At 65.7% G+C, this 13121-nt stretch carries 11 protein-coding genes; 4 read left to right on the top strand and 7 right to left on the bottom strand.

The annotated features are described in order from the left end of the window. Nucleotides 1-137: 137 nt before the first annotated feature. Nucleotides 138-1292 carry a tRNA guanosine(34) transglycosylase Tgt gene (tgt, locus tag QW863_RS03360; RefSeq protein WP_315711780.1) on the top strand — a complete coding sequence of 385 codons (1155 nt, stop codon included), beginning with the start codon at nucleotides 138-140 and terminating at the stop codon, nucleotides 1290-1292. A gap of 183 nt (nucleotides 1293-1475) precedes the next feature. On the opposite strand, the gene QW863_RS03355 is transcribed toward tgt, so the two are convergent. Beyond that, nucleotides 1476-1694 (bottom strand): hypothetical protein, encoded by a 219-nt coding sequence (locus QW863_RS03355; RefSeq protein ID WP_315711782.1) that lies wholly within the window; start codon nucleotides 1692-1694, stop codon nucleotides 1476-1478. A gap of 487 nt (nucleotides 1695-2181) precedes the next feature. On the opposite strand from QW863_RS03355, the gene cysK reads away from it, so the two are divergent. Then, nucleotides 2182-3144, top strand: coding sequence for a cysteine synthase A (cysK, locus tag QW863_RS03350; RefSeq protein WP_315711783.1), 963 nt, complete (start codon nucleotides 2182-2184; stop codon nucleotides 3142-3144). A 2-nt stretch (nucleotides 3145-3146) separates the two neighbouring features. After that, nucleotides 3147-3386, top strand: a complete 240-nt coding sequence (locus QW863_RS03345) for a BrnA antitoxin family protein (RefSeq protein ID WP_315711784.1) — start codon at nucleotides 3147-3149, stop codon at nucleotides 3384-3386. A gap of 75 nt (nucleotides 3387-3461) precedes the next feature. Here the strand turns inward: QW863_RS03345 and QW863_RS03340 are convergent, their stop codons facing one another. Continuing rightward, the gene (locus QW863_RS03340; RefSeq protein WP_315711785.1) at nucleotides 3462-4922 is read right to left on the bottom strand and encodes a caspase family protein; all 1461 of its coding nucleotides are present in this window, start codon (nucleotides 4920-4922) and stop codon (nucleotides 3462-3464) included. A gap of 198 nt (nucleotides 4923-5120) precedes the next feature. Beyond that, nucleotides 5121-6011, bottom strand: a complete 891-nt coding sequence (locus QW863_RS03335) for a DMT family transporter (protein WP_315711787.1) — start codon at nucleotides 6009-6011, stop codon at nucleotides 5121-5123. Nucleotides 6012-6221: 210 nt separating this feature from the next. Here QW863_RS03335 and QW863_RS03330 point away from each other — a divergent pair, with 210 nt between their 5' ends. Further along, nucleotides 6222-6452 (top strand): hypothetical protein, encoded by a 231-nt coding sequence (locus QW863_RS03330; RefSeq protein ID WP_315711788.1) that lies wholly within the window; start codon nucleotides 6222-6224, stop codon nucleotides 6450-6452. Nucleotides 6453-6458: 6 nt separating this feature from the next. Here QW863_RS03330 and QW863_RS03325 read toward each other — a convergent pair whose 3' ends face one another. From QW863_RS03325 to QW863_RS03310, 4 genes are all read right to left on the bottom strand, one after another. Beyond that, complete coding sequence (locus QW863_RS03325) at nucleotides 6459-6926, bottom strand: hypothetical protein (RefSeq protein WP_409977878.1); 468 nt, start codon at nucleotides 6924-6926, stop codon at nucleotides 6459-6461. A gap of 22 nt (nucleotides 6927-6948) precedes the next feature. Next, a complete protein-coding gene (locus QW863_RS03320) occupies nucleotides 6949-7299 on the bottom strand; it encodes a hypothetical protein (RefSeq protein WP_315711791.1) in 351 nt (116 codons plus the stop codon). Nucleotides 7300-7597: 298 nt separating this feature from the next. Beyond that, nucleotides 7598-8191 carry a formyltransferase family protein gene (locus QW863_RS03315; protein ID WP_315711792.1) on the bottom strand — a complete coding sequence of 198 codons (594 nt, stop codon included), beginning with the start codon at nucleotides 8189-8191 and terminating at the stop codon, nucleotides 7598-7600. 699 nt (nucleotides 8192-8890) lie between these two features. After that, nucleotides 8891-13117, bottom strand: a complete 4227-nt coding sequence (locus tag QW863_RS03310) for a sulfotransferase (RefSeq protein WP_315711793.1) — start codon at nucleotides 13115-13117, stop codon at nucleotides 8891-8893. Nucleotides 13118-13121: the final 4 nt, after the last annotated feature.

Raw genomic sequence — 13121 nt, 5'->3', positions numbered from 1 at the left:
TTTTCGTCGTGCGTTTGGTCGAGATCGACATGGCGCGGGACCATAGGGGCGGTCGGAACCGCCGTCAACGGCCGAAATGGACGAAAACGGCGCCATCGCGGTTGAATCGGGGGCCATCCTGACGCAATAAGCCGGCCATGAGCTCCTCGGCCAGCGACCTTCCCAACCATTTCGAACTGCTCGGCAATGACGGCGCGGCCCGCACCGGCCGGCTGACGACGCCGCATGGCGTGGTCCGCACCCCGGCCTTCATGCCGGTCGGCACCGCCGGCGCCATGAAGGGCATCCACTGGCGCGACGTCCGCGAGGCCGGCGCCGACATCGTGCTCGGCAACACCTATCACCTGATGCTGCGGCCCACGGCGGAGCGCATCGCCGCGCTCGGCGGCCTGCAGCGCTTCACCGGCTGGGGCGGGCCGATGCTGACCGATTCCGGCGGCTTCCAGGTGATGTCGCTGTCGGGTTTACGCAAGGTGACCGAGCAGGCGGTGACGTTCCGCTCGCACATCGACGGGGCGAAAATCGAGCTGTCACCGGAGCGCGCCATCGAGGTGCAGCGCCTGCTCAACTCCGACATCGCGATGCAGCTCGACGAATGCGTGCGGCTGCCGGCCGAGCGCGACGATATCGAGCGCGCGATGCGGCTGTCGCTGCGCTGGGCCGAACGCTGCCGCCGCGCGTTCGAGAGTGCGCCGGCAGGCTACATGCTGTTCGGCATCGTGCAGGGCGGCGATGTGCCCGCACTGCGCGTCGCCAGCGCGCAGGCGCTGGTCGACATCGGCTTCCACGGCTATGCGATCGGCGGCCTGGCCGTCGGCGAGCCGCAGGCGGTCATGCTCGAGATGATCGAGGCGACCGCGCCGGTGCTGCCGGCCGACCGTCCGCGCTACCTGATGGGCGTCGGCACGCCTGACGATCTCCTGGAGTCGGTCCGGCGCGGCATCGACATGTTCGACTGCGTGCTGCCGACCCGCAACGGCCGCCACGGCGTCGCCTACACACGCTTCGGGCCGGTGAACCTGCGCAATGCGCGTCATGCCGACGATGACAGGCCGCTGGATGAGGAGAGCCCGTGGCCGGCGGCGCGCAGCTATGCCCGCGCCTATCTGCATCATCTGATCAAGGCCGGCGAGGCGCTCGGCGCCACGCTGCTGTCGGAAATCAACATTGCCTACTTCCAGCAATTGATGGCCGGGATGCGCGCGGCGATCGCACAAGGGCGCTTCACGGAATTCTACGAGCGCACCAAGGCCGATTGGGCGCGCGGCGACATCGCCCCGCGCGCCGGCTGACAGCCGCTTCAGGTGAAGGCCGCCAGCTCGTTGTGAGCCCGGCCCTATGCGCCGGCCCTCTTGAAATTGTGCTGATCATGCATTGCCGACCTGCCCGACGGTCGCGTTATCCTCAGCGACGGAACGGCCGCGACATCACGTCGCGGAACTCTCTCGCCCTGGCGCCGTTCAGTTGCAGACCGTTCAGTTGCACACGAAGCGGCTTTTCACGGAGTGCTTGGTGACGAAGCCATAGCCGCAGGTGTCGCAGGTCCAGAGATAGCTGATCGCATTGTCAGCCAAATATGCCGACGCCTCCGCGGCAATCATGGAGTCGGCGCAGACCGGGCATGTCGGCAGATCGCAGCCGCGAGGATTCGGGCGTGCGGTTGCGGTCGACACGAGATCAGCGAGTGCTGACATATTGACCTCCTGGACGATCTCTTTGTTGGCGATCTCTGCTTGAACGACGTCAATTTCGAAAAGGGTCGATTTCGAACGAGTCGCGTTCGAACGGGTCTATTCCGACGAGTCCAACTTTCGCGGATATCAAGTCCGTCACACAAAGAGTTTGTTTGGGTGGTCTGTTCTTATGTCTATTCTACAACGGTGCTGTCGTTTGGCACGAACGCCCCGATTGTATCACTCCGAAGATGACATCTTGCTGATGTCCGCCCGGGTTGCAGTCGACCTGCACCGTGAATCTTCGTCCGGCTGCAATCAAGCATACACCGAGTTTATTGACCTTGTCGCAACACAAATGCGTTGGTTTTTCGCAATTTAGCCACGACTTGTTGTGCGCCGCGATCGTCCTAAGATCGCGCAAACGTGCTTGCGCAGCGCAACAGGCTCGCTGAAGATGGTCGGAATCGTTGTCGACGTCGCGCGGGGCGCGCAGAGGAGTGATTTCATGGAGTCGTCAGCACAGCGTCCCGGACGCGGGCGCGTATTTGATTCAATTGTCGACGCGTTCGGCAATACGCCGATTGTGCGGTTGCGAAAGCTGCCGGAGCAACATGGCGTCAAGGCGACCATCCTCGCCAAGCTGGAATACTTCAATCCCGCCGCGAGCGTGAAGGATCGGATCGGCGTCGGCATGATCCTGGCGATGGAGCAGGCCGGCGTGATCAAGCCCGACACCGTGCTGATCGAGCCGACCTCGGGCAATACCGGCATCGCGCTGGCCTTCGTTGCTGCGGCGCGCGGCTACAAGCTGAAGCTGGTGATGCCGGAGTCGATGTCGGTGGAGCGGCGCAAGATGCTCGCGTTCCTCGGCGCTGAGATCGTGCTGACGCCGGCTTCGCAGGGCATGAAAGGCGCCATCGCCACCGCCGAGGAGCTGTTGCGGACGACGCCGAACTCGGTGATGCCGCAGCAGTTCAAGAACCTCGCAAACCCGGACATCCATCGCCGCACCACCGCCGAGGAGATCTGGAACGACACGGCGGGCAATATCGACGTGTTCGTCGCCGGCGTCGGCACCGGCGGCACCATCACCGGCGTGGGCCAGGTGCTGAAGGCGCGCAAGCCCGGTCTCAAGGTCGTCGCGGTCGAGCCGGAGGAGAGCCCGGTGCTGTCGGGCGGCCAGCACTCGCCGCACAAGATCCAGGGCATCGGCGCCGGCTTCGTGCCCGACATTCTCGACCGGTCCGTGATCGACGAGATCGTCAAGATCAACAGCACCACCGCCATCGAGACCTCGCGCGCGCTGGCCCGCAACGAGGGCATTCCCGGCGGTATCTCCTCGGGCGCGGCGATTGCGGCCGCGATCGAGATCGGCAAGCGACCGGAAAGCGCGGGCAAGACGATCCTGGCGATCGTGCCCTCGTTCTCCGAACGTTATCTGTCCACCGCGCTGTTCGAGGGGATCTGACCATGGCCGACCAGCCGCGGCGGCCCCGCACGCTCGCTGACGCCCGTACCGAGGCTGAGGCCGCGTTCAAGAAGGTGACCACCAAGCCGGTGGAGGCGCCGCCGAAGAAGGCGGCGGTTCCTGGCGTGCGCGAGCAGGTGACGTTGCGGATCGACCAGGACGTTCTCGAGCACTTTCAGTCCGAAGGGCCGGGCTGGCAGGACCGCATCAATGCGGCGCTGCGCAAGGCGGCAGGGCTCTGAGGGCCGGCTGCATTCTAACGAACAAGCCCGGAGCTCGTGCTCCGGGCTTTTTTTACGCGGGAAAGACGAAGACGTTTACCGGCGGAGCGCGCTGCCGAGCACACCGCCCATCATGCCACCGATGAAGGCGGCGCCGGCGGCGTTGCCCGCGTTGTCCTGCGGCGGCGGATTGCGATAGACCGGCGCACCCTGCGGCGGCGGGCCGCCGGCCGCGACGTTGCCCGCCGGCTTGGCGCGGCGCGGCCTGGCCTCATCGCCGACTGCGGCGGTCGCCGGCGCCGGCTGCGGCTCTGCCAGCAGCGCCTTGTGCTGCAGCTTGGTCAGGAATCCGGTCGACGGATAGCCTCGGGCCGCCTGCCAGCGCTTCATGACGCCGCGGGTCTGGTCGTCGAACACGCCCGTCATCTTGGTGTCGAAGCCAAGACCGGTCAGCCGCCGCTGCACGTCGCGGCGCTTGGTCTTGTCGAGGCCGATCTGATCCTCGCTGACCTGAGTGCCTTCCTCGGTGTAGGTGGCGGGATCGACGCCCTTGGCGACGTTGCGGGTGGCGGTGTTGATGGCCCCGCTCTCGATCGCGGCGATGCGCGCCATCGCCAGCGACTTGAACTGCCCGTTCGGGTAGGTCGAGAGATAGGCGTTGAGCTCTTCCGGCTTGTTGGAGTCCTTCACCGAGCGCCAGAATTCGAGCTCGGCTTCGCCTGCGGTCACGGTGGCCGTCGCGACGGCCGGCGTCGTGCCGGCCGTGGCGGCCGTTGCAGCGGGGGCAGCCGCCGGGTTGAGGTAGACCGCGCCGATCAGGTTGGTATGCCCCCAGGGCAATTGGCCCTTGCTGGTCTCCTCATTGACCTGGGCGCGCACGGCGGTCATGGCCTGCTGAATCTCGACGCCGGGCTGGGCGATGTGCGAGATCAGCGCGCGGGTGAACGGGCTGTTGGCGCCGGCCTCGCCGTCGAGGGCGGTCTGGCCCGGGCCGGTGGCGAACGCGATCAGCGTGCCCTCGCCGGACTTCATCTCGGCCAGACCGGTCTGCACCGACACGCTGCGGGTTGGCGAGTTCGACTTGATCTTGGCGGCGAACGGATTGTCGCGGCAGGCATCGAGGAAGACCAGCTTGACCTTGGCGTCCCCCATCGTCTGGTCGAGCGTCACGTCGATATTGATGGCTGAGCCCAGCTTGACGTCCATTTCCGACTTCAGGTCGGCGTCGACCGGCAGCAGGTAGTTGGTGCCCGCAATGGCGATGCCGTGCCCGGCGTAATAGAACACCGCGATGTCGGCGCCCTGCGCCTTGCGACCGAAATCGAGCAGCTTCTCGGTCATCTTGTCGCGCGTGAGATTGGTGCCCTCGACGACGTCGAAGCCGACGTTGCGCAGGGTGGCCGCCATGGCCTTTGCGTCGACCGGCGGGTTCGGCAGTTGAGCCACGCTCTTATAGGCGCCGTTTCCGACGACGAAGGCGACGCGGCGGTCGGCTTTGGCGGCTTCAGCGGTCAGCACCATGCAGAGCAGGGACAGGGCGACGGTGAGATAGCGCATCAGGAGATCCCCCAACGATCAAGCGAAGCGTTCACTGCAGCATTTGTCGCGGATCGGCGCGAAAAGTCTTGTTCCCAGGCAAAAAATCACGCTTCCGCCACAAACCAGTTCGCGGGTGTTGCGCCCGATCCACGACGATCGCGTGTAGCGCGCCGGTTCCGTGATCCGGATCACGCCGCTTGAGGGCTCCCCGGCGCCTCAGGTCCCAGCCGAACTGCCCATCGGCACGGCCCGAGGCTGCGGCGGACGCAGGTTCAGCAGGTTCCCGGCGAGAATCAACGCAGCGCCGACCACGGTCAATCCGTCGAGACGCTCCGCATAGACCAGCCAGCCGACGGTGGCGGTCAGCGGAACGCGGAGAAAATCCATGGGCACCACGATGGTGGCGTCGGCGTAGAGCAGCGCCCGCGTCATGCAGAAATGCGAGAAGGTCCCACAGAAGGCGACGAGGAGGATCCAGCCCCAGGTCGCGGCCGAGGGCGGCGTCCAGAATACGAGCGAAGGGATGAGGCCGGCGATGGACTGCACCACCAGCATCCAGAAGATGATTGACACGGTGGGCTCGGTGCGCGTCAGCAGCTTGACCAGCGCGATCGAGATACCGAAGCCGACTGCGGCGGCCAGCGCGATGAGCTGTCCCGGATTGATCGCCCCGGTATCCGGGCGGACGATCACGACGACGCCGACGAGGCCGAGCCCGATCGCCGCCAGCTTGAACAGGGTGATGCGCTCGCCGAGGAAGGCCGCCGCCAGCAGCGCCGTCCAGATCGGCATCGTGAACTCGATCGCCACCACCTGGCCGATCGGGATCAAGGTGAGCGCGAAGAACCAGCCAAGCTGCGCGCCGTAATGGACGAGGTTGCGCGCCGCGTGCTGTTTGAGGCGCGAGGTGCGCAGCCTGGCAAAGCCGCCGCTCAATGCGATGACCGGCGACAGCATCACCAGGCCGATCAGGCAGCGCAGCTCCATCAGCTCGAACACGTTGAGCTCGCGCATGGCTTCGCGTCCGGCCACCGCCATCACCAGCATCAGGCCGAGCCAGCCCGTCATCCACAGTGCGGCGATCAGTTTCGAAGCGGGACGATTCATGAGGTGGCGGGGAGAGGGAGGAGGGCGGCGAAGGCGGGCTGTATCACCTCGCGTGCAGAGCAATGCAAATGAAATCAACGGTGCAGTGCACCAACGCCGCGCCAGGTTCGCTCGCGACGGACGCGTGTCATCGAGAAAAACGTGGAGTGTGGCTGTGTTTCGTCCTAAAGCGACCGCCGCGATACAGCCCAAGGCAGCCAGAGACACGACATGACCGAACGCGCCGCTTCAGCCGACTTCGTGACCGCCTTTGCCACCGGCTGGCCGGAGCGGGAGCCTCATCTCATGGTGCTGTCGCTGACCACCCATAAAGGTGTGCAGGACTTCGCCATGACGCGGGAGCAGGCGCTGCTGGTCGCCAAGACCATCAAGCGCACCGCCGCGCAGCTTGCTCCGGCGCCCTCCGCAGGTGCAATCCCCGGCGCCAAGCGTGGCGGTTGATCGAGATCACCGCGACAGTGAAATGTTGGCTGCGCGGAACTGGCTGTCGGCCCGGATCGACACGGACTGCCTCTTGCCGCGGGTGGCGAGCGCGATGTTGGCGTTGAAGCCGGCGGTGGTCGCGAGCAGCTGGAAGTTGCCGCCGCCGCCACGGCCCTGCAGCACGCCATTGATGCCGCGGCTGGTCTCACTCCAGGTCCCCGAGATGGCCGAGCCCTCGGCGATCACCTCGGCCTGCAGCCCGAACTTGTAGGCATCGCTGGCGCAGGTCAGGACGAGCGTCATCCGCGGTCCCGAGACGCCGTAATTGGCCCGGCACCGGATACGCTCGGTTGAGCCGTCCTCAAGGGCAACCGTGCCGCTGCCGCCCCACGTTCCGGCCATGCCGGTGAACGGGCCCGGATCGGCGTGTCCCGGCGAGGCGGTCATACCCGCTGTCAAAACGACGGCGGCGGCCGCGGCCCGCCGCACCATCTTCAGGAGCGTGTGCGCGCCGTTACAGGCGCGAAGCCTGCCAGCGGCCGCTACAGGGGATGCCGGCCGAGGCGCCGTTCCACTTGCCCGAGCCAGAATTGCCGTTGAGCTGCCCATTCGCATATGCGCCATTGATGGAGACCTTGACGAGGCCTTCGCGTCCAATCGAACCCGACACATTGGCGCCAGCCGCAGAAATCTTACCGTCTGCGACGATCAAGGTCGAGCTGGCCGTGGGCTCGCAGCTGCCACTGTTGGTGACGATCGTCACCTGCCACTGACCGTCATAGGGCGACTGGGCGAATGCGGGGGCGGCCAAGCTACCCACCAGGATCGACGCGGCGAAAGCCATTCCAATGCGGTCGAGACGCATGAATCGTTGTCCCTCAATGTCGTTTGATCGGTACCTTATTTGGAGGAATTGTGACGAAAATTTGCCGCAGCGCCGCAACGAATTTTTATCGAGCAATTTCAGTCCATTAACGATTAATGCGGAACCCGGCTTTGAGCCATTCGGGCGGCATTGTGCGCAAACTGCGCCTTCGCCCACCCCATGAGCGGACGACCGCCCTCATCCTTCCGCTGACCGCCCATGCTGCCGTTCGCAGGGCACCGCGAAGGCGCCAGCGGGGAGGATGTCCACAACTTATCGGGGCGATGCGATCAGATGTTCAGTGCGGGGTGAGGCTGGGCGCGTTGGTCGCGAACTGCTCGTCCTGCGGCTTGGCCGGAATCGTGCCGGTCGCCTTGGCCGATTCGACGACATCGCCGAGCAACTTGAGCCCGAGCGGTGCGAGAGCGCGCTCCCACAGCTCGCGCGCGGTCTCGCCCTTCTTGACGAAGCACCATTCCTGGGCGGCGATGGCGCCGGCATCCATGCGGTCGGCGAGGTGGTAGATGGTGCCGCCCGCGATCGGATCGCCCTCCTTGATGGTCCACTCCACTGCGGCGATGCCCCGGTGGCGCGGCAGCAGCGAGGGATGGTAGCCGATGCCGCCGAGCCGGGCGGCTGCGACGGCCTCGTGGGTGACGCGGGCGTGGCTATGTGCCGTGACGATCAGGTCCGTGTCGGGGGCGATCTCACCGGCGGGCACGACCTTCGGATTGGCCTGGACCACGACCTCGATCCCGGCTGCTCGCGCCGCGGCTGCGAGCCGGTCCTCGCCATCATGAACGACGACCCGCGCGATCTCGATTCCTCTCTCGCGCAGCATGTTCAGTGTGGCGACACCGAAATGGCGGGAGCCGACGAGAGTGATGCGCATGGTCAGGGATCTTCCACGGTTGGGGGCTGGATCCGGTCGGGCTCTGACCGGATGAAACGGGTCAAACCAAGCCTTGGCCTCCAGGTCAAGCGCCTGCTGGGCCGTCGTCACAGTCTGGCTTCGTCCGGCCGGTGGAGGCGCTGGGGGATTCAAACGGGAAAGGAGAAAGCTGCTGCGAGCCAGAGTTGGGCGGGCGCTTCAACCTCGCCGAATGCCGTGGGGCGCCATCAAGGTGCAGGCCGAGATGACCGTGGCGGATGACACACCCTCGTTGGGACCGGCGTCAGCATCAGATGGACCGCGAGGCAGGACCGATACCCGAAACTCGCCGAAAGGTTGTGTCCGGACCGGTGCCGCATCGCGGCATGCCCGTCGACAGGCCTCAAACCCCACAGGAGCGAACTATCAATTGAACTGATAAGGACGACCGAAGGTGCTATCCTGGTGGCTTTTGGGTTCGATTTGGCCGGTCTGCGAACGCAATTCGCCTCAGCCAATGGCTGAGTGGATAGATAAACCCTTGATTGTGTAATTAGTTGTCGGTCTGCGTATTAAAACTGACGCTTCTGCATATGACGAAGATAATTTCTTAAAGGCCACGGAGCACAATGCTCCGGCCGCTCCGCCGCGCGGCCGGATAGCCGGGTGCCGCGCCTGTCACCAATCCCTGGGCAACAGCACCCGGTTATTTGCCGGCGGTCATGTGGATTCCGGCGGCGGAAGGTCGATGCCGAGGGCTTCGCAAAGCGGTCCAAGATGTTTCTCGTAGCGGCGCCAGCTTCCGATCGACCGGCGGTAGATCGGCTCGCGCACCTGCATCAGGCTCGCCGTGCGCACCATGCGCTCGGTGCGATGGAAGTCGAGGCAGGCATCCTCCCAGTCGAGGCCGCAATGATCGAGCACGCGGCGCGACACGCCCTCGAGGTCGTCGACCAGATCCTCGTATCGAACGTCCATCAGGACGCCGGGCGGCAGCACCTGGTGCCAGTGTTCCATCACGCCCTCATAGCCCCGGTAGTAGTGGCCGAGCTCGGTCAGGTCGTAAGCAAAGGGCTGTGAGCCGGTGAACAGCAGCGAGTAGCAGGAAACGCAATTGTCGAGCGGGTCGCGCCGCGTGTTGATGATCCTGGCGCGCGGGAACGCCGCATGGATCATCCCGACGAACAGGAAGTTCAGCGGCATCTTGTCGACGATGCGCTCGGCCTCGGGCGCCAGCGTCCGAACGCGGGCGGTGTACTCCTGACCGATCTTCGTCATCTCCTCGGGTGGCAGCAGCGTGATCAGATCGGGATACGCCGGAACGACCTTCTGGCGGTTGGCGCATTCGCCGACGAGATCCTTGAAGGTCTCGAGCTCGCCCGCGCCGAAGACCTTGGAATGGCTGGCCAGCACCTGCTCCATCAGGGTGGTTCCGGAGCGCGGCATGCCGACGATGAAGATCGGGGCCCAGGAGTCGTCGCCGTGCCCTGCAACCATGCGAAAGAACTCGGGCGTGAAGCGCGCCGCGACATTTTTCATCATGCCGAGCCGCTGCTCGGAGTCGTAGTCGAAGGTCTTGCGCTTGAGGGTGTTCGCCTTGTGCAGATGCGAGAAGGCCTGGTCGTAGTCCTTCAGGTCGGACAACGCCTTGCCCATCGCGAAATGGGCTGCGATTTGCTTCTCCTGATCGAGACGGTCGACGCGTTCGAGGAGCTGCCGCAGACCAGGAAGCCGGCTGTCGTCCGGCTTGAACTTCGACATGTTCGCGAGATTGAGATGGATCGGCGCGTCGTCCGGCGCCAGCTCCAAGGCCTTCTGGAACGCCGCCGTCGCCTCGTCGAAGCGGCCGAGCGCCTGGTAGGCGACGCCGAGATTGTTGTAGGAGCCGAAGCGTTCCGGCTTGATCTTGATGGCCAGCAGGTTCTGCTCGATCGATTCCTCGAGCCGGTTGAGCTCAAGGAAGGCATTGCCGAGATTGCCATAGGCGTCGGCATAGTCGGGCCGGCTCGCGATCGCCCGCTTGTAGTGCTCGATGGCGCGCTCGCGATGGCCCTGGCGCAGCAGCACGTTGGCGATGTTGTTGTGGGTCTCGGCGTGTTCAGGACTGAAGTCGAGAACCTTGAGATAGTGCTTCGCCGCCTCGATATCCTTGCCCGCCGTATAGAGCAGGTTGCCGAGCGCAAAATGCGCATCGAGGTGCTGCGGCTTGTTGTCGATCGCCCGCCGGAGCAGGGCGATCGCCTCGTCGATCAGCCCCTGGTTCTGGCGCACCATGGCGAAGGCATAGAGGATGCCGGCGTGGCTCGGCGCCAGCGCAAGTGCCGTCTCGTAGTGCTGGACGGCCGTCTCATAATGGCCGGCGGAGGCCTCGACGGCTCCGATGCTGCCATGGGCCTCGGCGGACTTGTCGTTCACCGCGACCGCGCGCCGGAAGAACTCCTTGGCCTCGTCGAGCCGGTTGGCGGTGGTGCAGACCATGCCGAGCCCGACCAGCGCGTCGAACTGGTTCGGCTGCCCCGCGAGGATCAGCTTGAAGATCGTCTCGGCATCCTTGAAGTCACCGCGGCCTTGCAGCTTCTTTGCCACGGCGGCGGCGCCTTCGGCCAGAGTCTGCAGCGATCCGGCCTGCTGCGAAGCGAAGGAAAGCGATGCTGTCGTCGGCGTCACCACGGGCGGAGCGACGTTCACCGGCTGGGGCGGCTTGGCGCCCGCGATCGCCTCGGCAATCGTCGGCCGCACGGCCTCGCTGCCGAGCGCATCGAGCAGCGGCTTGAGCCGGTCGCCATACATGCGCCAGCGGCCGACCGATCCGGAGAACAGCGGCTTACGGACCTGGACCAGGCTGGCGGTGTTCACCGGACGCTCGTTCTCGTGGAACGACAGGCAGGCATCATCCCAATCGAGCCCGCAATGCGCAACGATCTTGCGGGCATGCGCATCGAAGTCGCGCACCATGTCCTCATACGTCACCTCCAGCATGACGCCCTCTGGCAGCACCGAGCGCCAATGGCTCATCAAGGCGTCGTAGGCCCGGTAGTAGCGGCCGAGCTCGGCCAGATCGTAGGCGAAGGGCTGCGGCTCGGCGAACAGTTGGGTGTAGCAGGACAGGCAGGTGTCGATCGGATTGCGCCGGACGTGAATGATCCGGGCATTCGGCAGCGCGAGATGGATCAGCCCGGCGAACAGGAAGTTCGACGGCATCTTGTCGACGATGCGCTTGGTGTCCGCCGGCAGGTCCGTGAACCGGTCGAGATAGGCGCGCGCGAGGGTCGTGATGTCGGCGTCGGACAGCTTGGCGAGCATCTCCGGATAGTCACCGCGGTCACGATCGGTGAACAGCCCCGCGGCGGCCGCGAAATAGTTGACCTCGCCGGCGCCATGCACGGCGGAATGGCTGGCGAGGAGCTGCTCGACCAGGCTGGTGCCGGACCGGGGCATGCCGATGACGAACACCGGCGCGTGCGATGGATCGCCATGGCCTGCGCGCGCCTGTAGCATGTCCCTGGAGAACACCGCGCGGATGCGCTCGATCTGGCGCAGCGTCTGGTTCTCGTCATAGTTGATGCGGCGGCGCTCGAGAGCATTGCCGGCGTTGAGGTGCACCAGCGACCGTTCGCCGTCCTTGATGTCGGCATAAGCCCGCCCGAGGGTGAAGTGCAGGGCGATGCGCGCATCCTCGGTGAGTGTCTCCGATCTCGCGGCCAGATCCTGCAGAGGTGCCCAGCGCGCGTCGTCGACCGCGAACGGCTTGACCACGCCGTAATTAAGGTGCGTGCCGATACTGCGCGGGTTGACAGCCAGGGCCGATTCATACGCGAGCGCCGCCTCGTCGAGCCGCCCCAGGATCATCAGCACGCCAGCGAGATGGTTCATCGTCGTGGCATCGCGGGGATCGTGGGCGAGGGCGGTTCGATAGCTCGCGACGGCGTCCTCGTAGCGCTGGATGTCGCGCAGCGCATCGCCGCGGTTGCGGTGGGCGACGGCATAGTCGGGGCGCCGGCGTACCGCCTCGTCGTAATGCGCGAGCGCCAGGTCGTGCTTGCCGCGCGATCGCAGCGCATTGGCGAGGTTGTTATGGGCCTCCGGGAAGTCCGGCCGCGCGGCGATGGCACGCTCGTAATGGAAGATGGCGGCAGGGCCGCTCTTCATCTCCAGGTGCAGATTGCCGAGATTGTAGTGCGCCTCTGCGAGCCGGGGGTTCAGGGCAAGGGCCTGCTGATAGGTGTGGATCGCGGCGTCGAGCTGACCGGTGGCCTGCTGACAGCCGCCGATGTTGAGCAGCACGACCGGCGCGTTGGGCTGGATCGCGAGCGCGCGCGAGTAGTGGACAATGGCTTCCGAGTGCCGCCCAAGCATGCGGCAGGCGTCGCCAAGGCTGGCGGCGGCTGCGGCGAAATCCGGCCGCGCGTCGAGTGCGGCCTCGTGATGCGCGAGCGCGCGCTCGTACTGGTCGAGGCGCTGCAAGGCAAAGCCGAGCGCCTGGTGCGCATCGGCGCTGCCCGCGTCCGCAGCCAGCAACAGCTCCAGATGCCGAACCGCGCCGGCAGGATCGCCGAGGCTGGTGAGCGCGCTGCCGAGCAGAAGCCTGGCCTCGGTCGAGGTCTCGTCGAGCGCGACGGCGCGCTGCAGATGCGCGCTCGCTTTGGCGAGGTCGCCGAGGCCTGCGAAGGACTTGCCGAGCGACAGGTGCCGATCCGCGGCGTCACCGGCTTCCTCTGCGGCCTGGTCGAGCAGGTCGCGTGCCTCATGTGTGTCGCCGAGCTGCAGGCGGACCATGGCGAGGCTGCACAGGGTGCGGAAATGACGGGGCTGAAGCGAAAGAACCTTCCGGTAGGCCTGCTCGGCGATGCGCAAGGCTTGATCATTGAGCGCGGCCGCCGACGGCTGTCTGCCGTCGGACGCTGCGGGGACGAGGCGGGGACGGAAGGCGACGGCGAGCTCGTTCATGATG

It is taken from the genome of Bradyrhizobium sp. SZCCHNR1017 (genome assembly GCF_032381375.1).
GTDB lineage: Bacteria > Pseudomonadota > Alphaproteobacteria > Rhizobiales > Xanthobacteraceae > Bradyrhizobium.
Note: the sequence above shows the minus strand (reverse complement) of the source record. Positions and strands in the feature narration are given on the sequence as shown.